Genomic DNA, 23,303 nt, shown 5'->3' on the forward strand with positions numbered 1-23,303 from the left:
GTCATTAATGTAGCTTATATGAAAAAACTTGTCAATTCGTGAGCATTGTAATTTCCTACCTTCCAAGTATAATAAACAGTGACTAAAATGTGAAGGAGTTTATTATGAATTTTAAGGTTTTTGCTGAACTAGTAGAATTAAAAGCCAAAACGGCTAGTGTCTTTCCTTTTTTGATGGGATGCTTGTTTGCTTGGTACCACTATCAACAAATTTATTTAGGGAATATGGTCTTGTTTTTCATTTCCATGTTCATGTTTAATATGGCAGTAGATATCATGGATAATTATATGGATTATCACAATGCCACAGATGTACACGATTATAAACAAGAAACAAACATCATTGGAAGGGAAAACCTATCCTTGCCTTTAATTAGAAATCTGATGTGGGGGCTTATCATTGTTTCAGCCCTAATCGGCATCTATCTCGCTTATCACACCAGTTGGGTGATTTTATGGTTAGGTATGTTTAGCTATGCCATGGGTATTTTTTACTCCGCAGGTCCAAAACCTCTGTCGAGCCTTCCTGTGGGAGAAGTAACTTCTGGTGTCACTATGGGTATTATTATTCCTCTGATTTGTGTGTACTTAAATGTTTATGATCTAACCTCATTCAATACCAGCTTAATTATTAACGTTACCATAATGTCTTTACCCGCAGCCTGTGCGATTGCTAACCTAATGTTAGCTAATAATACTTGCGACTTAGAAGAAGACATTCTAAACAACCGCCACACTCTGGCTTTTTATCTAGGTAAGGACAAGGCGGTTACCTTGTTCCAAGGTTTAGCTTTAGCGTCTTTTATATTCGCTACCCTGGGTGTTATCTTTAGAATTGTACCAATGACTGTGTTACTTATTTGGATTATCTTTCCTGTCATTCGAAAAAACACAACTTTATACTCTAAAGAACAGATCAAAGCAACAACATTTCCTCTGGCTATTAAAAACCTAGCCATGATCATCTCTACATACGTCGTTTTATTCTTTATTGGCGTACTGTTTCACTTGTAAAACTACCTAATTTGGCGCCAACTTTTTTAGTTTGGCGCCAAATTAAAACACATGATAAATTGGAGGTAATTAGCATGACAACACGCTGCGAATGGGCCACACACAACGAATTAGAACAAACGTATCACGATACTGAGTGGGGAAAGTCTCACAAGGATGATTCTTATCTTTTTCAATTACTCGTTTTAGAATCCATGCAAGCAGGCCTTAGCTGGATAACCATCCTAAAGAAGCGAGACACATTAGCCACTGCTTACGATAATTGGGATTACAAAAAAATCGCTGCCTACGATGACACTAAATGGCGCTCCTTGTTAGAAGATCCTGGAGTCATTCGTCATCAATTAAAAATCAAAGCCACTACTTCAAATGCCCAATCCTTCATAAAAATACAAGAGGAATTCAGCTCATTTAGTGACTACATTTGGGGATTTGTTAATCATACGCCTATCAATAATCAATGGGAAACTATCAAAGATATTCCCTCATCGACTCAGCTATCAGACACCATTAGTAAGGATTTAAAACGCCGTGGCTTCAAGTTTTTAGGAAGTACCACAGTCTATGCCTACCTTCAAGCCATAGGAATTGTTAACGACCACCTCGTATCTTGTGATTATAAATAAAGAGTAGGCTCTCTTGTCAGAGCCTACTCTTTATTTTATTTTTAAGCCTCTGTATCAAATTCCTCTGAGACAGCTTCCTCAATTTTTTCTTTTTTCTTGAATACTTTTGCCCAAAATCCTTGTTTCTCTTCTAATTCAGTCACAGCTTCTTTAGCTGTTTCTTGTTTTTCTTTCAGTCTAGCTGCTTCATCTTCTTTTTCTTGTAAACGAAGCTTCAGCTGATCAAGCTCTGTCATTTGAGAGATGAATTCTTCATGTAAAGCATCAAAATCGCTGTTTGTTTTCTCTTTAATTTTTCCCTCTGATGCTGTGTTCTTTTCTGGACTCGGTAGCTCTTCATTTACTTTCATTTGAAGTTGATCCATGTATTTGTTTGTTTGAAGTGTCAATTGTTGTTGTTGATCCAACAATTTTTGTAAGGTTTCAATCTGACTATTCTTCATTTTATTTTCTTCCAATAATGTAGAGATGTGAGCTTCATAGGCCTTACTTAACTCTTTTATTCCACCTTGATCTCCTAGTTTAACATCTGAAACCGTATTTTTTTCTTGTTTTTTTACTGTTGGTTTTGGTGGTATTTTTTTTCCTTCTACATAAAAGGCTTTTAATGTTTCTACCCCTTCTTTTCCAACAATAATCATACCCTTATCACTTTTTTCGTAGTGTTCTTCAGGTAATTTTTTTATTTGGTACTCAATAGCTTGTTTGGTAACACCAAATTCATCTGCTAGTTCTTTTATCGTCTTTCCAACCATTTCATCTGACATCCATTCTATTTATAATTGTTATAGTTAACTATAATATAGAGTGCCAAAGCATGCAACCTAATTATGATTTTTGGTGGTTCCATATCCCTGATAACACGCCTGCTATCGGGAATACAATCCAAGTCATTCCCCAAGCACCAAAAAGAAAACCGGTTAATAAATAGAAGGCGACCACACTCAGCCAGTAAATGTTATCGAATTTTTTCCAAAATAAATGTTTTTTTATGGTAGATGGACTCACTTGTTCATAGAATCCTTCTTCTAACAGATACGTAAAACTTCCTTGGATGTTTCCTGAATAAATAAAGAAGAAACTACCAATACAACCTAATATAACCGTTAAGGCAACACCAAAGGCCGTATAATCAAACACTGTTGTAACGATCAAGACTGGCAAAATAGCAAGGATACAAACCGTTACCCCAATCACCATAGATAAATTAAAACTCTTAGAAAATTCCTCTTTCGCTTCTTCTAAAAACCCTCTGTCCTGATCACTTAAAATAAAACCTTTTTCCAAATAATGAAACGGGCTCAATCTCATACCACTGATAATAAACAGTGCGACACCAATGGCTAAAAGAGGGACTCCCACAATAAATCCTACTACAGATATATCATAAGCATAACCAACAATTAAACAACTGGCCATTAAACCACATAGAATGACTCCCAAACCTATGTAAAGACCTGCTTGTTTTCTTAGTTTGAGGTAAAGGCTAATATCCTCTGTTTTTAATGTAGGTAAGCTAGGCTCTTGTTGCTCATCCTGACGTGGTCTGGCTTCTGCCTGGTCTTGAGACAACCCAAGTTCTTCCAATAGCTCATCAATGTTCCCAAACTCAGAAATAACCACTCCTATGGCTTCAGATTCTGTCTTGCCTTCTTCTAACAAACCTAGAAATTTATCTTCCATGTTAGCTAAGATATCTTTTTCTAATCCTTCTAATTCCTCTGTTCGAGGCAAATTTAAAAACATTGCTTCAACGTAATTCTTGATAACGTTCATCTTATTCTCCTCCTAAAAAAACATCGATCACTTCTTTAGTAATGGCCCACTCTTTTTCTTTTTCTAAATAATAAGCCAGACCTTCTGGGGTAATTTTGTAGTACGTTCTTTTTTTCCCAAAGGTTTCCTCACCAGGATAGGCGCTAATGTAGCCCTTCTTACTTAACCGATTAAAGGCTGAGTAAAGTGTTGTCTCTTTGATCACGTATTTCCCTTGACTCTGATCCTTGATTGTTTTAGAAATCGCATAACCATAGGAATCCCCATTAATTAGGATAGATAAAATCAACGGGTCGTTGTACCCTCGAATGATATCACTACTAATCATTGCTTGCCCTCCATTACTTTATCTGTCGTAGTAAATAGACTATATCATTTTTACTACGCCTAATCAAGTAATCTGACACAAAAATAAAAAGCCATCTCTGAGATAGCTTTTTGCGTTATTCTATTTTTTTTACTTGCTTTCCTTTAGGTAAATTCCAATTATGATTCAAGCCAACTAACCTTAAAACCACTGTCATAATAATCACTACTAAATAAAAGATAGGATTCAATGGTAATAAGAAATACAGCAGCACACCTATAACAATAGACCAACTACCATATATTTCTGCACACAAGACATTTGGTTTTTTACCCGCTAGTAAATCTCTCAATAAGCCACCACCCGTACCTGTCAATACAGCAGCGACAATTACCGGACCAATGCCTTTGTCTAACTCTAAACCGTACAGTGCGCCTTGAATACTAAAAGCAGCTAACCCCATCGCATCGGATATAATTTCTAGTTTCTTCCAAGAAGCAAACATTTTTGGAAATAAATACACTAAAAAAATAGTGCCAAAAGAAACATAGAATAAGGTTGTTTGATTCCAAAAAATATCCATACTCAATCCTAGTATAACGTTCCTAATAGCTCCGCCACCAAATGCGGTCACAAAACCTAACACAGTAATGCCTAATATATCGTAATCCTCATCCATGGCAACCATTGCGCCCGACAAAGAAAAAGCAATCGTGCCAATTAAACTTGTTACTTCTAAAATATCCATCGTGTGTCTGCCTCTCACTTCATCATGATGTATTAATTATAATTAATGATAATCAAATTACCGTCATTTTTTGAGAAAAACTAATCTAAAAAGATGACGCTCATTTATAATAAAGGGAAACTATGAGTGACACAAGTTATTTTTAAATAAACCTTTCAAAAATTACAATATGAAGGGAGCTTTGAAAAATACTCATCCTGTTTTGAAAGGCACAGCTTTCATATGTCATACATTTAACGATGTGTTAATTGTCCAAACACTAGTCGAGTACAGCCATCTTTATCATGTAAAAACTAAAAAAGGAGTAGATACCTCTACTCCTTAAAAGACTAATATTTAAAAGGGAGGTAGTTGACTATGATTTTTTCTTTTTACTACCTTTTTTACTGTTCCTTTTTCTTTTATTACTCTTTTTATTAACAGATTTATTCTGACTACTATTTTTTCTTTTCACTAATAAGTAAACGACAAGCCCTGTGATAATCATGACTAACGCTACAATAATCCCTATCAAATACTTCGGCCACTGGCTCTCCGCCTCAACCAATTCAACCGCTTCCTCATTTAACGATTTCGATTCATCGGCACTAATGCTAAACTCTTTGGTAAAATCAAACGTTTCTCCTTTTGTTTTTACCGTCATCTTCATGACATACTTTCCAGGTTTAAACGCATTATTGTTCATATTAATCCCATAATCAAAAGATGAGTTAGGAGCCATTTCTAAGTTTTCCTTCTTATCGTAGTAAATAGCATCCTTAGTATTTCCTGCATTATAAATGTAAGCCTCCACATCCATGTTGTTCAAAATATGTGCTTGTGGATTTTGTAATGTTGCTAAAATAGTATTGCGATAATTTCTTTGTCCCGCCATGACATCTAATAAATTGACCTCGGTTTCTAATTCAGTATCATTTTCTGATAATCTGACACCCACAACGTATGAAAATTTATTTTTAACTTGAACGCCTGCTTGTTCTGATTTCTTAGCATCCGTCTCTTTTTGAGAAAAATGAAACCCGCCTAAAATAATCCCATCAAATGATTCTTTTGGAATCGCAACAGGAATTTTTATTCGTTTCGTCTCAGAACCTTTTAAAGTTACTTCTGGATCAACATCCACCATTTTTGAAAAATCACGGGTCATGCTGGCGTCTATTTTAGGATTACTGTTGCTATAATCAATCAGACCATTCCCGTTTGTCACGGCGGTATTCGCGCTCATTAAGACTGTAACATCTTCTTTTGTATTATTTTGAAGCTCTATTTCTAATATTTCAGTTGTATCTGGTGTCACTCTGATATCAAAATACGTTTGTGTTTTATCCAACTGATGCTCAGAAGGAATCGTTTTAACTGAAAAACCCATTTCCTCCGCTGACACAAAAGTTCCAAACATCATCATTATCCCTACTACGATACTGCTAATAAGTACACCTATTTTCACTTGCATTTGCATTTGCTTCATAACCGACATCATCCTTACTCATCCTTTATTTACTTGGCGTGTCCACTAATAACCAAGAAAGCGTTGTTTTATAGTGTCCTTTAACTTTTGGCGAGTTACCTGGAACAAATAATTGAACGCCTGTTGGTGCTTCTTCATTATTTTGCCCAAATCGAATGAGCCAAGTCCCCATGCCTTGATCTTTCTTAGCTTCCACTAAAACCACATAATCACTCGTTGAATCTAACGTAATTCTTTCTTGTGCATATGTCGGTGAAGTATCCTTATTTCCTTCAATATTAGCAATGGCCATATCTTGTAAATATAACTCCGTTCCTTTTAAAATGTGCTCTCCATTTTTAAAAGGAGTACTTTGTTTTACTTCTAATTGCCAACCAGAATTACTTCCCCTATGATCTGATATTTGGATGTAATTAGGGACTTCTTCTATTTCGCCTGATAATTGAAACCTATCCAACTCGCTATTATATAAACTATCTTTGCCTGTTGCTTGTTGATGACTAAACGATAAGTTTGAAACATAGTTTATACTTAACGGCCCCTCACTGTTAGGAAAATCAGGGTTCTCTGGCGTCACTGGTTTACCAGGAGAGACTGGATGGTAGGGTGGATCAATGACTTTCCCATCATCCACATCCATCAATAATGTTCCTTCAGACTTTGCTGCTAGAGCTTCAGTTCTTGTTAGGAAAGAAACACAACCAATTATAAGGAAGAATAGAGGGAGACGATAAGTCTTTAAGTATCGCATCGAACCACATCCTGTCCCTCTTATTTACTTGGTGTATCCGCTAATGTCCATTCCACTGTTGCTTTGTAATTCCCCTCTTGTTTCTTCACTTTACCAGGTATTTCTAGTGTGACACTTTCACGAGCATCTCCTTTGGTTGCTTTTTCTGCCTCATCCATTGAGCCATATAAGACATTCCACGTTCCCATTCCTTTGTCGACTGGAGCGTTCGCAATTAACTCGCTATCTTCTTCTGTTAATACGACTGGTTTTGAAACACTTGGCATGTATTCTTTTAAATCAGTGGCTTGAGGTATTGCCCAACCATTATCAAGTGTAATCGTGCTTCCTGTTAAAACAGACTCTTCATTCTTAAATTGCTCTGATATTTTTGCTGTTAAGTGCCAACCCGCATTAGTTCCTCTGTTATCTGTCACTTGAACAAAATTAGGTCTTTCTTGTTTCTCTTTAGTTGCCAATGTCACTTGAGGTAATTCTGCATGATACTCTTTTGTATTACCTGACATTTTGATCTCACCAAAATTAAAAGCAGTCAACAAACTAATCCTTAATGGTGTTTTTTGACCGGGGTTTACAATTCCGTTTTCCCCATCTTCACCCGGTCCAGGTAAAACTATTTCGCCTCCACCACCTGGATCAGTTACGGTTCCCCCATCTTCACCTTCAGTATCAGCGATTAATTTTAAATCAGCACTTGATTTTGCACTAATAGGTTCTTCTGCAGAAACCACGCCTGTTGTCATTACGACCAGGCTTAGTAAAGCAACTGTACTTAATGTTATTTTCTTCATGTTTTTCTCCTTGTGTTTATTTATTTGGTGTATCTGCTAATGTCCATGTCAACTCTGATGAATAGGTAACATCGGATCTAATTCCTGCAGAAGCTGGAATAGCTAATTTAATCCCTGTACCCTCAATTAACTTTTGATCCTCATCCTTATCACCAAATGATAAGCTCCAACTACCTGTCCCTGCTTTTTCTGCTGCCGTCATTACCGATGCTGATTCATTATTAATCGCTAAAGAAGTTGCAAATGCTGTTGGTGCCGTCACACCAGTAGGGCCTGTTACTTCCGGTTGATTCAAGCTTAATACAGCTCCTTTAAGTTCTACATCTTCATTGCTTTCTTTGACTTTTCCTTTAAATGTAGTGTTTGATACATTTAAATGCCAACCAGTTAGCTTACCTCTATTGTCTACAACTTGAATAAAGTTAGGAATGTTCTCTACATTTGATTGAGCATCATCCATAAATGACAATTTAGTCCCTTTAGCCCACAGATTCATTCCATTTGCATTTAGTATAATACCCACAGGATTCCCTTCACTGTCCGTGTCATTAAATCTAAAATTAGATGCCCAAGCAATATTAAAACTGTTATTACCATTACCTATTTCACCATCACTCCCACCAGGATCAACAATCACTGGTTTTTCTGGGTCTGTTGGGTCTACAATCACTGGTTTTTCTGGGTCTACTTCGCCATCATTTGTTTGAAAAGTTACGGTCGCTTCTGTTTTCGCTTCAATTTCCTTAGGTTCCTGCGCTTCTCCTGTTTCATCTGCTAAAGCAACTGGTCCCAATAAGAATGCGGCTATACTGAGTGTTGCAAATATCTCTTTTTTCATTATCATTAACCTCTTTCAATTTTTATTTAGTTGGTGTATCTGAAAGGATCCACTCTATTTCAGACGTGTACGTTTTATCAGCTTCTGGAAGAGCCGTTACTGGTACCACTAACTGAACTCCTTTATCGACCCCTTCATTGTAAACAAATTCGAAATGTTCACCCTTTGAATTAGGTGACCATGCTAGTGACCATGTTCCTTGTCCTTTTTTTTCCGCTGCCGTCATGATGCTAACTGGTGTCCCTTTATTTTCTAATAAGTCAATCGAATTAGCATTAGCAGTTGGAGATAGTTCCTCATCGCTTCCTTGAGAAAAGATTTGTGGATTCGTGAGTAAAAGCTGGGCTCCTTTTAAGCTTTTATCATCTAAAGGTTGATTTTCAGCATCATATTGTCTAAACTCGGATGCCGAAGCCGTCACTTTCCAGCCTGTATTCGTGCCTCTATTGTCCGTTACTTGAATAAAGTTAGGTAAGTTTGTTTTAGGGATAATTTGTTCATCTGTATCGTTGGCACCTATAAAATTTAACGTGGCTGAATCAGCATATTGGCTTATTTTTTGACCTGTTATTAACATGTCTCCAAATTTAAACTCAGATACCCAATTAATATTAAATGATTTTGTCCCGTTACCTGCTGAGCCACCCCCACCTTCAGGATCAATGACATTCGGGTTCTCCGGATCTGTTGGATCAACAATAATTGGTCCCGTCTCATCATCCCGTTTAAAAGTTACCTCGCCTTTTGTTTCTGCACTAATGGTCTCCTTCGCCTCAACTTGAACTAAACCGACTGATACCATCATCACTCCTAATGTAGCAACACTGTATAACTTACATTTATTATTTTTCATTCCATTATTTCTCCTTTCTTTTGTTATATATTATGTTAAATTTTTCCCTCATTAAGATACAGCTAATTCCAAATAAAGAAAAACCTAATAACCGATAAAATAGTTCGTCATATTCTCCTGTTTTTGGTAATAATGGCCTTTGACTATTTGAAGATTTATAGTCATTATCAAAAACAATCCCTACATCACTCTCAACCGATGTCGTTTTAGAAGAATGAACGGCCTGCACTCCGTCAGAAGCCTCAACTCCCAGTGGAGTTAGTACTCCTATAACAATCATGCTAATAATTAAAAATATGTTAACTCTCTTACTCACAATATCTCTCCTTATGGCTGTGACATATCTGGGACATTGCTTAGTAAAATATCCACAGTGGACGTATACTCTGATTCTGCCTCAATGTAACCTGGCGGTATCGTTAAATAAAAACCATCATCTGACTCCCAAATAACCTGATTAAGCCCTTTCTCCGGCTTTTCTTTTGTGTATACTCTTTGAAATTCTGTGTTTAAATCAACTCTGGTATTGTTACTTTGTACTGCTAAAACAGATCCTTTCAACGGCCTGTAATTAGTATGTACACCCGTTTTAAATGGCTCAGATTTCATTTGGATTGCCCAAGATTGACGTTTCATGTCTTCACGGTTATCCTCCACTTGAAACCCCCACTTATCATTTTTCTTTACTTGTTTTAATACTTGCTCTTTGGATTTTATCACTGGTGTTCCAAAATTAATCACTTCCGGAATGCCTGTCAATGCTAATTCAGGACCTCCTCCTACGATAGTGATAGGATACGCATATTTAATATATTGTTTATTGACCGTTGTCTCTTGAATTGCAAAAACTTCACCGATACTTTCTTCACCAACACCTAAGTTTAGTTCAGGATACGACTTATATCCTGCTGGTTTTATCCCATTATATATATCTTTAGGAACTTCCTCTGGAATCGAAATGAATTTTAGCCAGTTTTCTTCCAAATAATCATCATAAGTTGAATAATCCCTCGTATGCTCAACAGGTATGACACTTCCTTCTGTTTTTAAATGAGCGACATAGGTAGGATGAAATCCCGTTTCTTTCAATACACCAAAAGTTGTTCTATCCTTTGGTAACCCTTGGATGGGTTTAAATGGTCCGTCACTATCTGTATATAACACCTTATGATAAGCATCCGTTGTGTAGAGCCGGATAACATCACCCTCTTCTATCTCTAATCGCCCTTTGGTACCAAATCCATTAATAATTTCTTGTGTCGGTTTATCATTTCCATTAATACTATATGTCACTTGATTTGCTTCATTGGGTCCATCAAACACCTCCAAAGCATGTTCTTCACCACTACTCCAACTTTCAGTTGAATAATGAGTAACTTGCATAAATGGCTGATTGCCTATTTGGGCATCAAAAGGTATGTCTTTCTGATTATTTGGTAGATTACCATAACTCATGCTTAGATATTTACCTGTCTGATCATCATGTAGAGAAAGGGCTAAGGTAGACTCTCGATTCATTAATGTCGTATTACTCCCCCCGATAGCCACACTATTTCCCCATACAATCGGAATGCTGATTGGAACTATCGTCTCTTTTCCTTCTGCTGTAACACTTAGTTTGCCATTATCTGTCTTAGCTTCATTGATGCGACTTGTATCCAACTCAACTAAAGAGACGTCATAATCTGTGACAGGTTTTCCTTCGGTTGTTACTGTCACCCATTTTTTAAGTTCTTTCGGGTCTTTAAAATTACGACTGTCTGTTCCTAAATCTATGCTTTTCGGCATATTTTCTGATGATGCTTGGATGTCAATATCAGGTAATACCGTGACCTTAATGGTTTTTTCTGTTTGTTCATTACCCTTTTCAGCTAGGATGACAGCCTCATAGTCTCCAGATTTTGATTCTGGATTAACCGTTTTAGATGTTATTCTTTTGCTGATGCCATCTAAGGAACCCGTTTCATTTTCCCAAGCAATAGCCTGAGACTCTTTTAATAAATAATTATTTAACTCTCTATCTGTTAGTCCTTTTATACCAGCTGTTTTTGTGGTCACATCTTTTGCGGCAAGGTGAATCCCTCTTTTGGGTAAGTTTCCATTAACAACGCTAACTGGTACATCGTAAGTTTTGGTTTTACCTACTGTGACATCACTCATTTTCACTTTAACCCAATGTAAGCCTGTTTTTTGCGTATTGATAGGAGGATTTTCCACGTACTCATAGGTAGCTTCGTTCCCTGGGAGAACCGCTTTATTGACTAATAAGTCTTCAGGTTTGTCCTTCCACGTACTCCCTTTATTAACCGTTTGTCCTTTCACTTGTGCACCAAAAGCATAGCTTGTGATAAGAACAATCTCTTCATCTGAAGCTATCGTATCAGGAATACCATTTGTTTCCGTTAACGTGGTAATAGGAATCGAGTGGATGTCGATATCTCCATCTGATAAGTTAATGTTACTCATTAATTCATTAAGGTTTAACATTAACGTGCCTTTAACAGTCTCTTCTCCTTTTGGAACATCATATGAGCCAACTTCTATTTCATTTCCGTCTTGGTCTGTTGAGTAAAAATAACCTTTCGTAGAACCTTTTGGAATATCCGTTAAGGTATAAGGGATTTCCATCATATCAGGTCGGTCATCGTGATAGCCTGTCCAGCTATCATTTGTTAGCATTAAAGTAGAAGTAGGTATTTCCTGTCCGACAAATATCTCATATCCAACCGTTATCTTTTCATCATTGTCTAAACTCTTGTAAGGTGCCCCAAATTGATATGCAGTATCTTCTTTTGTCATAATAGGAGTTCCATTTTCCAATGTTGTATGTCTTTCTATACCTGGGTTAGAAAAACCATTTCCAAAAGCATTTCGTTGAGACAAATAACTATCCGCATAGGGAGAGTCCTTTGGCCTATATAAAGCGTTAAGTGCACCTGGTGCCATCATTGTATAGTCCGACAGCCACTCCCCTTTTTTATTTTTCAAAACCATCGTCAATCGTTTTTTTGTGTAAGGTTCCATATAGAAACCTCGGTTATTACCATAAACATACATCGGAACTCTATCATCATAGTAATCAGTATCTAACAATTCTAGCATCGCAATGTCTCGTCTATGTTCTGCCACGTTATAAGTAGACATCATCATTTCATAATTTAAATTTCGTTTTAAAGTCATATCTATCACAAAAACAAAAGACTTATTTTTTTCAACAAAAATTTGTTTTAATTTAGAAGGATTGCCTTCTTGGCCCTTTTTATCTCTAAGAAAGAATTGACTGGTAATAGCCATTTCGGGATTAGATGACTTTCCCCAACCTAATCCTCTGATATTGTTAGAACTAGAATACTTTGAGGTGTAAGCAGCTTTATTGTTTTCGTATGGAATAAATGTAGTGAGATCATCGCTATATGCATATGTCTTTTCGCTTGACCTTTGCAATGGTTTCAATTCATCTACAACGTGAAAGCCATATTGTTGAGATAATCGACTATCTCTACGTTCCCATTCTAACTCTAATCCTCTATGGGGGAAACCTGCTTTCGTCTCATTAATTGGGTTTTCTAATAACCAACGGCTTCGATCGGTAGGATGTACTGGAATATCTTCCCAGTCATCCAAGTCCTCAATCACTCCTTCAGGCAAAACTGTCACATCGACAGGAGGCATTTCTACTGTTTCTCCCTCCACATCCACTGTATAAGTCACAGGAACCACTGTACCAGATAATGTGTCCTTATTTAGGACTTCAGACACATCTTCCATTGTATAGTTATCATATGTCTTTTTTTTTGATTCAACCTTGTTAAATTTTGGTTGTAATGTCTTGTTGACTAACGCCTCAACCTCCGCCTTATTTTTTGTATTTTGTAAATCATTTCTAAGAATAATAGGTAGTTGATACTCTGCTTTGATTGTTGTATTTGCCATCACAGATGCTTGAAAATCTGATTTTTCAACCATATCTAACTTTTCTTTTTCTGATAAATATGACGCTAATTGTTCATGAGTCACTGCCTCTACAAAAAAATTAGCTTCGTCTTCTATTTTTTCAGTCAATAAATACCAATCATCTTGATTAGCAAACGCAGTCATTAACTCTTCTTGCCTAATATCTTTTCCTTGTTTATCAACCCACCTAAAAACGTATGATTCTTTAGAATAATCTGACACATTGACTTTTTCTACTATCAAACTAGGATTTTCTTGTATTTCTGATAACTCAAATTGACGTTCTACCTCTTTATAACTTAGGTTAACAATATCAATAGTAAGTGTTTTTACTATTGGTATTTCTACAATTCCTTGATAAAATACTAAGTCAACTTTCCCTAAACCCGAATCAGGTAAGTCATTCGGAATCTCGACCCCTTCTAAATGGTAATCTTTCATGTCGTTTTCCAGCAACTGCTGTGTCACTAAATCGGTTATCTCATGATTAATCAAATCTCGATCTGTGCTTGAACTGATAGGTATTCTTACAGAATGAATGTTTGTCACTATCTTATCTAAATTATCTAACGGTTCAGTAGTTGCATCCGATGTATAAGGAGATCCGATAAATAAAAATACTACAGTAGCTAACATCAAAATAACATTAACAACATTAACCTCTTGCCCCTTACTGTTCATTGTATTCTCTACTCCTTTTTATAAATATAAAATCTATACTGTATTTTTAAATTATATTACTCTTAATTGTACATTTAATCATATAGAACATCAAGACGAAAAATGTACTTAAATAATAAATTTAATAAGAATAATATCCTTTTATCATAAATATACATATAAAGAGTAATATTATCACACAAAAAATGTGTACTAAAATATATTTTTAAATACAGAATGACAAAAAATGTATTTTAATTTAAATAAATTACGTATGATAAATAAAAAACCGTTTATGAATAATACTAACTCATATTAACTTTTGTTTCCTACACCTATTTTTAAACATTTTAGAGTACAATTTGAGTCTCCTAAATCTTTCTCTTATATAAATCGTCACAAAATGACAAAAAACTAGACATAGAATCATCACATTTCCAGACTATTATATAGACATACCAACAAAACAACCCAAACAAACTTTTTCATTTTATTTACTCCTCCAAAGTAGATAAAACAACTCCTTTTTAGACCCTAGTCGGAAAACTAGGGTCTTTTTTAGTGATTCTCTTCTTGACTCACTAATTCCATCCGGTCTGCTTCATCCTCTCCAATAATGTATATCGTCTTATCTTTATTATAAGAATGTGAGTTTCCATTCACTTCAGCTTGAGCACTAAAACTTGGAATACGAAGTACCATATCTTTTTGATTATTTTTTCTATTTTTTAGAATATTCAAGGACGTTCTGCCTTGGAAACTAACATAAACATTGTCCTTGTCGCCATAAGTATTCCCCGATTCTGTCACCACATCCCAGGTGACAAACCAACGTGTCAGTGTAGCATGAATATCATACTCATAATCTTCCTGAATCTCATGCCCATCAATGCTTCTTTTAGGAACGACCTTTTTCTCAATTTTTTGAATATGGATATCTTTTGGAGATAAGGTCACGATTCTATTCTGCCAGCTAACTATTCCTATCAGTAATAAGACTAAGACACTTACACTTAGTAGCATAATAACTTTTTTTGCTTTTTTCTTCTCTTTAAAATTATAATTTATCTCTTTCACTAGTTCTTGGTCCTCTCGTAACAAGTAATCTAAGGTCACATCGAAATAGTCACAAATAAACACTATCATCTCTAGATCAGGATGACTTCTACCTGTTTCCCAACTTGAAATCGTCGATCTTGAGATAACACATGCTTTTGCTAATTCTTCTTGAGTGACCCCTTTTTCTTGCCTCATTTTTTTTATTTTTTCACCTATATTCATCTGCTTCTCCTTTCTCCATGACTATATATGACCTCCCACTCAAAAAGCGAGATAATATTCTACACATGCTTTTAAATAAGGTTTTTCGTACCAAATTAAGCACCAAAAAACACAGTGGTTTCATAATAACCACTGTGCTCACACCTCTTTATCTCCTATTTTTAAACCAAAAGATACTTTTTCTGAGCCCTCTTATAACCAATAAAAAGCCACCTAAAAATAAAAAAACATAACCCAAAGGTATAAGGAAAAAGTACGGTTCTATTAAGTAACCCTGTGCATCCACATAACTGCCCCCTAGGCCACCGCCTAGAAAACATAGACCACTTATAACAAGTAGTATCATGTTGATTAAGGTTAATTTAGCTGATCTTGCTGTTTTTCCATCTTTTACTAATTTTGTCGCCATTTGATCATCTCCTAGTATTAACTGATCCAGGGAGAGGTCAAAAGTCTGTGCAATAAACACAATCATTTCTAAGTCAGGATAATTTCGCTGATTTTCCCAACTAGAAATTGATTGCCTTGACACATTCAGCAATTGCCCCAATTCCTCTTGCGTTAATTCTCTGTCTGTTCGGATTTTTTTTATTTGGGTACCAAATTCCATAATTATCTCCCCCTTTATTCAGTTATACTACTAACCATCAATGATGTATAGCTCCTTTAACTAGCATCTAGAATTTTTAGAGACAGCCTGTCTGTCCTCTCCACTAATAGATTATTCCAGCTAAGTATAGACAACCAATACCAGTAAGCGTTAATATTAGCCCTAATGCATATTGTTTAAACATGCTGTGATCTTTAAAAATAAACAAACGTACTTTTACCCACTTCTGACCAATAATTCCAAAGAATATACCTATAAAAATCAACCCGTAGCCTAACCATTCTAGTATGACCATCTCTTACCACCGCTCTTCTCTTAATATTTTCTTATAAAATAAGTCATAAAACCGCCTATTTTTCATCTATTTATAGCCACATAATACCTCTATTATGTAGTTATACCAAACAAACAACCCTAACAAACTTTTTCATTTTATTTACTCCTCCAAGGTAAATAAAACAACTCCTTTTTAACCATTTGTCTTTTGACAGATGGTTTTTTTATACAAAAAAGCCGTGAAATCTTAAGACTTCACGGCTTTTTACGTTATGAAAAATGGCCGAACAGTAAGTAACAACCAAAAATAATAATTAAGATACCAATGATACGATCAGCGTATTGTGAGTATTTCATAATTGTTAGTTCTCGTGTCGTTCTTTCGTCTGAAAGGAATTTTTCGTAAAATGAATTTTGAGAAAAATAAATAGATAAACCACCAATAGCTAATAGTATTACCCCTTGTAACAAAGCATGCTCTAATAAAAAGTAAGAAAGTAATGCTAACAAATATAAAACATAAAATAGCGTTCTAAAGGTTGTTTTATTCTCTTTCATTAAAATGTCCCCTCCCATCTTGTATTCTTTTTTTCAATACTACCAAGTTAACAATTTAACAGACATTTGTCCATCCATATCCATAAAAAAGATGAGGATTTTTAATGTTTTTTAATAACCTTAAAAGTAATCATATAAGTGTGGAAGCTCACTACCCAGCAGTGCGGATAATTCGTCATCACCATCCATACTTAAACTACCATTAAACACGGTTTCTTTTATTGTGGCATGATGCATGAAGATTTGTGTCCAGACTTGGATAGACCCCTCATAATGCGTCTTAGACACCTTAGAATTCGGCACGCACTTGCCACGACCCTGTTCAATAACGACGTGGAACATCCCATTATTCCAAGGACATTGCTCATCTTTAATCGACAGACTCATCTCTTTTGATTCTGCTTGTGAGAAAAAAGGATATTGCTCAATTAATGTGACTATATCAATAATTCTTGCCATCATATAGCTATATGACTTTATCTCTATTTCAGACGTATCTGGTAATACGTTTAACCATGATGTATCCAAAATATTAGTAGATTTAAACGTTTCGAAACTACTTCCATGGGAACCAATAAACGTTAACAATTTCGTCAGACCAAAATAATTAGTATACACGAACTCTTTAATATGATAGACCGTGTCTGTCATTTCATAGACGATGTAGCCTCTTGGAATGTTGTCATCATCTAAAACTAGCCCTAATCGATGATTTTGACGAGACGCATGTTTGTACACTGTCCACCAATCTTCTCTAACTAAACTACCATGTTCTTTCCCTTGAGTGTCACTGTACAGCTTGTCTATGACTTCTCTTATCCCCTCTTTATCTAGGCTTGTTCGTATCACTTTCCCTCTTTTTTCCACTGGAAAGCCAGTCATTACCTTCTTAGGTATCGTAATTTCAAGACCATCAAATACCCGTTCATAACCAAACTGACGATAGAAGGGTTGCGAAAAAGGGGCCAAATAAGATAATGGAACTTTCTTTTCATGAAGTTCTTTAAAAATATGCATCAGCAGCTTCCTAACGCTTCCTTGTCCCCTAGCTTCTGGATACGTTGAAACATCTCCAATACCTGCCATTAACATCGGGACCCCATTTATCATAACCGTAAAAGGATACGAGACAATTTGACTCTGCAGACCATCTTCTGTTACTATCCCATAATTATCACTATGCTCATGTAACTTTTTGTAAGCTTCTTTTTGCGTAGCTGAGTGTGTACTATTAAAAGCATAACAAGCCAACTCATGCATCTGGTTCACTTCATGTTCTGTCATCAATTGTTGCACCATATCAATCCCTCCTATTAGTAGCTAATAATTAAATCATCCTCATCACTCGGTTCTTGGGACTTAATTTCAATCATCAATTTATGAGGCAAGCAGATACTCATCTGCCCTGGTTTACTAATCCAACCAGTTCTTACAGCGATTTGATCTGGGCTATTGTCTTCTTTCACCCTAATGCGTGATCCTTCCATCTCTATAATATTATATTTATCTTTCCCTGGATAATAGGTTTTCTCAAAATGTTTCGTGTTCTCATTCAAAATAAATCGGTCTACTTCTTTTCCGTCGATAGACACAATCGCCACCATTCCACTTTCTGGATCTATACTTTTTTGAGCGTTTGAGAAAATAACAAGAGGGACAAAGGATAAAATGATAAGTGAAACAATCACAACCCCATCCATAAAACGCCATTGTTTTTTTAATTCTTTCCACATCATAAAATATCGTGGCTCCTTCACTGACTATTCTCTATTCGTACTCTTAGTAACATATCCTTAATTCCTATTTCCGTCAACTATTTTATCCATCTATCCCTCTTGTTTTTTTGTGAAGGAAGCACGTATGTTGCTATTTACACAAGATGTCACTTATAATATGAACGTACAAACTATAGGAGGAATTGTTGTGTCAAAATATCAAGTTTTATTATATTATTTATATGTTCCATTAGAAGACCCGGAAGCATTCGCTAAAGAGCACTTAGCTTTATGTAAATCAATGAACCTAAAGGGTCGTGTCTTAGTTGCTAAAGAAGGGATTAATGGTACCCTATCTGGCTTAACAGAAGATACAGAAAAATACATGGCTTATATGCACGCAGACGAGCGTTTTAAAGACACTTTCTTTAAACTCGATCCTGCTGAGGAACAAGCTTTCAAGAAAATGTTTGTCCGTCCACGTCCAGAGCTTGTGTCTCTAAAATTAGAAGATGATATTAACCCATTAGAACTAACAGGGAATTATTTATCACCAACAGAATTCAAAGAAGCCATCTTAGATGAAGGAACGATTGTCATTGACGCTCGTAACGATTATGAGTACGATTTGGGTCATTTCAGAGGGGCCGTTCGTCCAGACATTCGTAACTTTAGAGAATTACCTCAATGGATTCGCGATAACAAAGAACAATTCATGGATAAACGTGTCGTAACGTACTGTACAGGTGGTATTCGTTGTGAAAAATTCTCTGGCTGGTTAGTCAAAGAAGGATTCCATGACGTTGGACAACTTCACGGTGGTATCGCTACATACGGCCGCGATCCTGAGGTTCAAGGTGAATTATGGGACGGTGCAATGTATGTCTTTGATGAACGCATTAGCGTCCCTATTAATCACGTCAATCCAGTTATCGTTGGTAAAGATTGGTTTGATGGCACACCTAGCGAGCGTTATGTGAACTGTGGTAACCCAGAATGTAATCGCCAAATTCTTTGTTCTGAAGAAAATGAAGCAAAATATGTTCGTGGCTGTTGTCATAACTGTCGTGTTCACGAACGCAACAGATACATTACAGAAAATGACTTAACTATGTCAGACTGGCAAGAACGCATTGAAGCTTTAGGTGAAGAATTCACCTTGGTTGTTTCAACTCAAAAATAACAAAAAGACGACTCTTATGAGTCGTCTTTTTTGGTGCCAAATAAGGTGCAAAAATACACTTATTTAGCCTCTTTGTTCTTAATTTTTGTAAAGAAGTGTTTCAACATTGGTGGCGCGATTAATGTTGTTAAAATAACAGAAATAATCACACTTGTATAGTAATCTTCAGATAAGAGGCCTGAGCTCAATCCTGTTGTTCCTAGAATTAAAGCCACTTCTCCACGTGATACCATACCTGAACCAATACTTAATGATGACAACTTATTAAAGCCGGTTACTCGTGCCCCAGCGTACCCACCAATTAATTTAGAGAATACAGCCACAATGGTACAAATAACCAAGAACCAGATTTGGTCTAAGACACCATCAAAGGTAATACTTAACCCCACACTCACATAGAAGAAAGGAACAAACAGAGCATTCGCAATCGGATCTACCGTATGCTCAATTTCCTCTTTGAAATCTGTTTGAGAAATAAATAATCCTGCTAAGAATGTTCCAATAATACCAGCCATACCTAACATTTCACCAAAATAGGCGAAGCCAAAACAAACAATCAATGCTCCAGCTGTTACAGGTGCTGTTACTTTAAACTTAGAAAATAGTTTTAAGAACAATGGAACCACATAAATCCCTACAACAAAGGCACCAACAAAGAAAATAGCTTTCTTCAGTAATAAAACAGGTACTGATACATCTGATGAGCCTTCTCCCATAAATGACATAACAAACGCTAACAACGTCACAACTAAAATATCATCCACAACAGCGGCACCTAAAATGGTTGTAGATTCTCTCGTTTGCATAACATCCATTTCTTTTAGTACTTGAACCGTAATACTTACAGAAGTTGCTGAAAATAGCACTCCTAAGAAGATAGAGTGATGAGATGGAAAACCAAAAGCGGTTCCTAATGCATAAGCTGAGGCGAATGGGACAATAATCCCTAGTACCGCTACAGCAACAGATGGCTTCCAGTTAGCTTTTAACTGATCCGCATCTGTTTCTAACCCTGCTAGAAACATTAATAATAGAACACCTAATTCTGAAAACTCATGAAATATTGGCGTGTTAGACACCAAAGATAATACAGCCGGCCCTAACACAATTCCTATCAATAACTTCCCTAATACAGCCGGTTGTCCGATTTTAACGGATAAATGCCCAGCAACTTTGGTACTCACTAAAATCAAAATAATTGTAAATAATAATTCCATTTCTTCTCCCCTATTCTTAATATTAACCTTGAATATCAACTTTACTAGATATGATAGCTTCTTGTAAAGTAAAACGATAATAAACTTATTTCGCTATTAGTATCTCTATAAAAAATAACCTAAAGAGTTTCCCCTTTAGGTTATTTTTTTGATGTGTTGCAATCAATTAAGTGATTCTTTAATAATCGTAGTCATAATCATAGTCGTAATCATCTTCATAATCGTCGTAATCATAGTCGTCATCGTTGTCTAAATCACCTAGTAAATAGCCTAAATGGTAGCTTATTAATGCATACCCTTTCGCTTGATTTAATAAGCCTTCTTCCATCTTATACTTACGAGAGAATAACCTTGGTTTTTTAACATCGTTCTCAAATTTACTCTCGAATTTTTTAAATTTCTTCATTTTAGCATGTGCAACTAACTTAAAGGCCTCTTCATTTGGCGTTTCTTTAAATCTTTTCTTTAAACTGTCCAAATGTTCTTCTAGTTCTTGGTAGTCTTGTTTAGATACTTTTGTGATAGAATCATCATCAATATCATCAAAGTACTCCTCAATATCTTCTTCGATGCTTTCCTTATGATATCCTAAGAAGCTATCGTCTTCGTAATCATAATCGTACTCATCTTCATAGTCATAATCATCGTCTTCGTAGTCATAATCCTTATCATCTGTATACATATCGCTAATTTCCGGAGTAACAGGAGTTATAACGGGTGTTTCTGTGACACTCTCTGTTATTTCAGGCACAACAATATCTGATGTTAGTGTTTCTATGACTGGAACTTCGATAGATGACACTGGCATTACTGGTTCTTCTTCATAAAACATTGACGAAGATATCTCCTTCTTACCTTCCAAGAGACGATTCTCTTGTCTTAAGCGAATCACTTCTTGTTCGAATTGTGTCGACTGTTCTTTGATTTTTTGGTAGTTTTCTTCAAGCTGCTTGTAATTCCCTTGCCAACTTGACTGAGACTCTTGTTGATTCTTCATTAATTGTTCCACTAAGCCTTGTTGTTGCTGTAATCTTTCTGTTAATCGTTGAATTTCTAACTCTTTAGAACGCACAAATTGCTCTTTTTCCAGTTGTGTTTGCTTCAGTAGTTCTTCTTTTTCACGTTCGATCTCAGCAATTCTTGTTTTCCATTTTGTTGTTAAACGATCTTTCTCTAAACGTGCCATTTGTAAGGCTTGTTCTTGTGAGACAATGTGCTCATTTAAGTTGATTAATTCCGCTTGTCTTTCTCTTTCTAATTGACGAGCATTTTCAAGACTGACAGATAAATTATCGTTCTCTAACTGAACCGTTCTTTGACGTGTTTCCCATTCTTGTTGAATTCTAGACATCTCTAATTCCAATTGTCTGGCTTTTTCAACTTGAGCATTTAATTCTTGGGTTGTTAGTAACAATTCTGATTGCATTTGTTCTTCAAACGCTTGGTTCTCACTTAATATCGTATGTAACTCTTTATTTTCAGTTTCAATCCGTTGATTCTGTAACAGATACTCGTCTTTGATTGTTTCTTTTTCTAAAGATAACCGCGCAACGTCATTTTTCAATCCTAACATTTCAGATTGAATGCCTTGTGTGGCACGTCTTGTTTCTAAGTCTTGCGTCTGATAAGTAATAATGTCCTGTTTCAATGTTTCATTTTCAGACATTAATTGTTGAATTTGCTGATTGTTCGCTTCTTTCAATCGATCAAAATCAAGCTGTAAGCTTTGGACCAATTGATCATGATTTGTGACTTCATATTGTAAATTTTGTATCTCACGTTGTTTTTCAAATAACTCTTGGGTCGTTTGACGGTATTGGTACGTCAAATCCTCGAGCTCTTCTTGTAAACCTCTGTACTTAACTTCAATACCAGTCGTTGTTTCTGAATAATGTGTCTCTTTTTGGTCTAATTGGCGTTGTTGCTTTTCTAATTCCAGAGTCAACCGTCCAATTTGATCTTTTTTAGCTAATTCTTCCGATTTACTTTGTTGTAAACGCAACTGTAAATCGTTATTCTCACGTTGTAATTGTAATAATTTATCTTGCCATTCTGATTCAATCCGACGCTGTGATTGTTCTGAATCAGATAATTGTTGTTGCAATAGTGACATGCGTTGATTTAATTGACTTGATTCTGTGGTCTCCTGACCTGCTGATACTCTCACATTGGCCTCCTGATACACCGTCTGTAATTCTTTTCGTAATAGATTCGGTGCTTTTTTTTTGATATTACGAATTTGGGTATTTGAATAAATATTACTGGCTTGAAATGTTATATAAAACTCAATAGGACGACGGGGATGCCTATCGACAAACGCTCGCTCTACTTGGTATAGAGGAAATTGCTCTTCCCAACTAATAAAGAATCTCTTAGATAAGGATTCAATATCAGACTGACTTAATTCTTTTCCCACATTGGACCATCTCAATAACAATTGATTCCTTGTTGTTGATTCTTCCGATAAAGGAATTAACATCAGGCTAGAAGAAGTAGGCTTTTTCAATTCATCTTGGTATATTTGAACATCTACATTTAATTCATCAGACAACACGTGTCCCCCTCTCCGTGAAGTATTATTATTACTCAACATATTCACCATTTAATTTACTTAATTACTTTAATAGTACCCTTTTAACTACTTTAAGTAAAGTTGTTTTCCCTCTTATTGTAAAATA

22 protein-coding genes are annotated in these 23,303 nt (G+C 35.8%); 3 read left to right on the plus strand and 19 right to left on the minus strand.

What is annotated here, in order from left to right; translation table 11 throughout:
* The first annotated feature begins 104 nt into the window (after positions 1-104).
* The gene (locus ACVWM0_RS09980; protein ID WP_476472495.1) at positions 105-1,013 is read left to right on the plus strand and encodes a 1,4-dihydroxy-2-naphthoate polyprenyltransferase; all 909 of its coding nucleotides are present in this window, start codon (positions 105-107) and stop codon (positions 1,011-1,013) included.
* 74 nt (positions 1,014-1,087) lie between these two features.
* Positions 1,088-1,639 (plus strand): DNA-3-methyladenine glycosylase I, encoded by a 552-nt coding sequence (locus ACVWM0_RS09985; protein ID WP_476472496.1) that lies wholly within the window; start codon positions 1,088-1,090, stop codon positions 1,637-1,639.
* Between the two features lie 41 nt (positions 1,640-1,680).
* On the opposite strand, the gene ACVWM0_RS09990 is transcribed toward ACVWM0_RS09985, so the two are convergent.
* From ACVWM0_RS09990 to ACVWM0_RS10070, 17 genes are all read right to left on the minus strand, one after another.
* The gene (locus ACVWM0_RS09990; RefSeq protein WP_476472497.1) at positions 1,681-2,394 is read right to left on the minus strand and encodes a DUF536 domain-containing protein; all 714 of its coding nucleotides are present in this window, start codon (positions 2,392-2,394) and stop codon (positions 1,681-1,683) included.
* 73 nt (positions 2,395-2,467) lie between these two features.
* Positions 2,468-3,415, minus strand: coding sequence for a permease prefix domain 1-containing protein (locus ACVWM0_RS09995; RefSeq protein ID WP_476472498.1), 948 nt, complete (start codon positions 3,413-3,415; stop codon positions 2,468-2,470).
* Between the two features lies 1 nt (position 3,416).
* A complete protein-coding gene (locus ACVWM0_RS10000; protein WP_476472499.1) occupies positions 3,417-3,743 on the minus strand; it encodes a PadR family transcriptional regulator in 327 nt (108 codons plus the stop codon).
* 115 nt (positions 3,744-3,858) lie between these two features.
* On the minus strand, positions 3,859-4,470 hold the full coding sequence (locus ACVWM0_RS10005; protein ID WP_476472500.1) for a trimeric intracellular cation channel family protein: 612 nt from the start codon (positions 4,468-4,470) through the stop codon (positions 3,859-3,861).
* A 355-nt stretch (positions 4,471-4,825) separates the two neighbouring features.
* Entirely contained in the window at positions 4,826-5,938 is a 1,113-nt protein-coding gene (locus ACVWM0_RS10010) for a WxLIP family cell surface protein (RefSeq protein ID WP_476472501.1), read from the minus strand.
* 25 nt (positions 5,939-5,963) lie between these two features.
* Positions 5,964-6,689, minus strand: a complete 726-nt coding sequence (locus tag ACVWM0_RS10015; RefSeq protein ID WP_476472502.1) for a WxL domain-containing protein — start codon at positions 6,687-6,689, stop codon at positions 5,964-5,966.
* A gap of 20 nt (positions 6,690-6,709) precedes the next feature.
* The gene (locus ACVWM0_RS10020) at positions 6,710-7,480 is read right to left on the minus strand and encodes a WxL domain-containing protein (protein ID WP_476472503.1); all 771 of its coding nucleotides are present in this window, start codon (positions 7,478-7,480) and stop codon (positions 6,710-6,712) included.
* Positions 7,481-7,496: 16 nt separating this feature from the next.
* Positions 7,497-8,318, minus strand: coding sequence for a WxL domain-containing protein (locus ACVWM0_RS10025; protein ID WP_476472504.1), 822 nt, complete (start codon positions 8,316-8,318; stop codon positions 7,497-7,499).
* Positions 8,319-8,340: 22 nt separating this feature from the next.
* On the minus strand, positions 8,341-9,171 hold the full coding sequence (locus ACVWM0_RS10030; protein ID WP_476472505.1) for a WxL domain-containing protein: 831 nt from the start codon (positions 9,169-9,171) through the stop codon (positions 8,341-8,343).
* Between the two features lie 4 nt (positions 9,172-9,175).
* On the minus strand, positions 9,176-9,487 hold the full coding sequence (locus ACVWM0_RS10035; RefSeq protein WP_476472506.1) for a hypothetical protein: 312 nt from the start codon (positions 9,485-9,487) through the stop codon (positions 9,176-9,178).
* Positions 9,488-9,498: 11 nt separating this feature from the next.
* Entirely contained in the window at positions 9,499-13,806 is a 4,308-nt protein-coding gene (locus ACVWM0_RS10040) for a hypothetical protein (protein WP_476472507.1), read from the minus strand.
* 537 nt (positions 13,807-14,343) lie between these two features.
* Positions 14,344-15,066, minus strand: a complete 723-nt coding sequence (locus ACVWM0_RS10045) for a helix-turn-helix domain-containing protein (protein WP_476472508.1) — start codon at positions 15,064-15,066, stop codon at positions 14,344-14,346.
* A 148-nt stretch (positions 15,067-15,214) separates the two neighbouring features.
* Complete coding sequence (locus ACVWM0_RS10050; protein ID WP_476472509.1) at positions 15,215-15,676, minus strand: helix-turn-helix domain-containing protein; 462 nt, start codon at positions 15,674-15,676, stop codon at positions 15,215-15,217.
* A 103-nt stretch (positions 15,677-15,779) separates the two neighbouring features.
* Positions 15,780-15,971 carry a hypothetical protein gene (locus ACVWM0_RS10055; RefSeq protein ID WP_476472510.1) on the minus strand — a complete coding sequence of 64 codons (192 nt, stop codon included), beginning with the start codon at positions 15,969-15,971 and terminating at the stop codon, positions 15,780-15,782.
* A gap of 251 nt (positions 15,972-16,222) precedes the next feature.
* Positions 16,223-16,510: a hypothetical protein gene (locus ACVWM0_RS10060; RefSeq protein WP_476472511.1), complete on the minus strand. Its 288-nt coding sequence runs from the start codon at positions 16,508-16,510 to the stop codon at positions 16,223-16,225.
* A gap of 120 nt (positions 16,511-16,630) precedes the next feature.
* On the minus strand, positions 16,631-17,809 hold the full coding sequence (locus tag ACVWM0_RS10065) for a GNAT family N-acetyltransferase (RefSeq protein ID WP_476472512.1): 1,179 nt from the start codon (positions 17,807-17,809) through the stop codon (positions 16,631-16,633).
* Between the two features lie 14 nt (positions 17,810-17,823).
* On the minus strand, positions 17,824-18,246 hold the full coding sequence (locus ACVWM0_RS10070) for a NusG domain II-containing protein (RefSeq protein WP_476472513.1): 423 nt from the start codon (positions 18,244-18,246) through the stop codon (positions 17,824-17,826).
* A gap of 187 nt (positions 18,247-18,433) precedes the next feature.
* Here ACVWM0_RS10070 and trhO point away from each other — a divergent pair, with 187 nt between their 5' ends.
* The gene (trhO, locus tag ACVWM0_RS10075; RefSeq protein WP_476472514.1) at positions 18,434-19,408 is read left to right on the plus strand and encodes an oxygen-dependent tRNA uridine(34) hydroxylase TrhO; all 975 of its coding nucleotides are present in this window, start codon (positions 18,434-18,436) and stop codon (positions 19,406-19,408) included.
* A 59-nt stretch (positions 19,409-19,467) separates the two neighbouring features.
* On the opposite strand, the gene ACVWM0_RS10080 is transcribed toward trhO, so the two are convergent.
* Together ACVWM0_RS10080 and ACVWM0_RS10085 are read right to left on the minus strand one after the other, a co-directional pair.
* A complete protein-coding gene (locus ACVWM0_RS10080) occupies positions 19,468-20,625 on the minus strand; it encodes a cation:proton antiporter (protein ID WP_476472515.1) in 1,158 nt (385 codons plus the stop codon).
* 178 nt (positions 20,626-20,803) lie between these two features.
* Positions 20,804-23,176 (minus strand): hypothetical protein, encoded by a 2,373-nt coding sequence (locus ACVWM0_RS10085; protein WP_476472516.1) that lies wholly within the window; start codon positions 23,174-23,176, stop codon positions 20,804-20,806.
* Between the last annotated feature and the right edge of the window lie 127 nt (positions 23,177-23,303).

The sequence above is a fragment of the Vagococcus sp. 211 genome, assembly GCF_056322705.1.

Bases quoted from the DNA above. Each gene is read 5' to 3' on its own strand.
- ACVWM0_RS10045 (WP_476472508.1), bottom strand. From the start codon at position 15,066: ATGAATATAGGTGAAAAAATAAAAAAAATGAGGCAAGAAAAAGGGGTC.
- ACVWM0_RS10005 (WP_476472500.1), bottom strand. From the start codon at position 4,470: ATGGATATTTTAGAAGTAACAAGTTTAATTGGCACGATTGCTTTTTCT.
- ACVWM0_RS09990 (WP_476472497.1), bottom strand. From the start codon at position 2,394: ATGGTTGGAAAGACGATAAAAGAACTAGCAGATGAATTTGGTGTTACC.
- ACVWM0_RS09995 (WP_476472498.1), bottom strand. From the start codon at position 3,415: ATGAACGTTATCAAGAATTACGTTGAAGCAATGTTTTTAAATTTGCCT.
- ACVWM0_RS10070 (WP_476472513.1), bottom strand. From the start codon at position 18,246: ATGATGTGGAAAGAATTAAAAAAACAATGGCGTTTTATGGATGGGGTT.
- ACVWM0_RS10015 (WP_476472502.1), bottom strand. From the start codon at position 6,689: ATGCGATACTTAAAGACTTATCGTCTCCCTCTATTCTTCCTTATAATT.
- ACVWM0_RS09985 (WP_476472496.1), top strand. From the start codon at position 1,088: ATGACAACACGCTGCGAATGGGCCACACACAACGAATTAGAACAAACG.
- ACVWM0_RS10065 (WP_476472512.1), bottom strand. From the start codon at position 17,809: ATGGTGCAACAATTGATGACAGAACATGAAGTGAACCAGATGCATGAG.
- ACVWM0_RS10040 (WP_476472507.1), bottom strand. From the start codon at position 13,806: ATGAACAGTAAGGGGCAAGAGGTTAATGTTGTTAATGTTATTTTGATG.
- ACVWM0_RS10010 (WP_476472501.1), bottom strand. From the start codon at position 5,938: ATGAAGCAAATGCAAATGCAAGTGAAAATAGGTGTACTTATTAGCAGT.
- ACVWM0_RS10050 (WP_476472509.1), bottom strand. From the start codon at position 15,676: ATGGAATTTGGTACCCAAATAAAAAAAATCCGAACAGACAGAGAATTA.
- ACVWM0_RS10020 (WP_476472503.1), bottom strand. From the start codon at position 7,480: ATGAAGAAAATAACATTAAGTACAGTTGCTTTACTAAGCCTGGTCGTA.
- ACVWM0_RS10055 (WP_476472510.1), bottom strand. From the start codon at position 15,971: ATGGTCATACTAGAATGGTTAGGCTACGGGTTGATTTTTATAGGTATA.
- ACVWM0_RS10030 (WP_476472505.1), bottom strand. From the start codon at position 9,171: ATGAAAAATAATAAATGTAAGTTATACAGTGTTGCTACATTAGGAGTG.
- ACVWM0_RS10080 (WP_476472515.1), bottom strand. From the start codon at position 20,625: ATGGAATTATTATTTACAATTATTTTGATTTTAGTGAGTACCAAAGTT.
- ACVWM0_RS10060 (WP_476472511.1), bottom strand. From the start codon at position 16,510: ATGAAAGAGAATAAAACAACCTTTAGAACGCTATTTTATGTTTTATAT.
- ACVWM0_RS10025 (WP_476472504.1), bottom strand. From the start codon at position 8,318: ATGAAAAAAGAGATATTTGCAACACTCAGTATAGCCGCATTCTTATTG.
- ACVWM0_RS09980 (WP_476472495.1), top strand. From the start codon at position 105: ATGAATTTTAAGGTTTTTGCTGAACTAGTAGAATTAAAAGCCAAAACG.
- ACVWM0_RS10000 (WP_476472499.1), bottom strand. From the start codon at position 3,743: ATGATTAGTAGTGATATCATTCGAGGGTACAACGACCCGTTGATTTTA.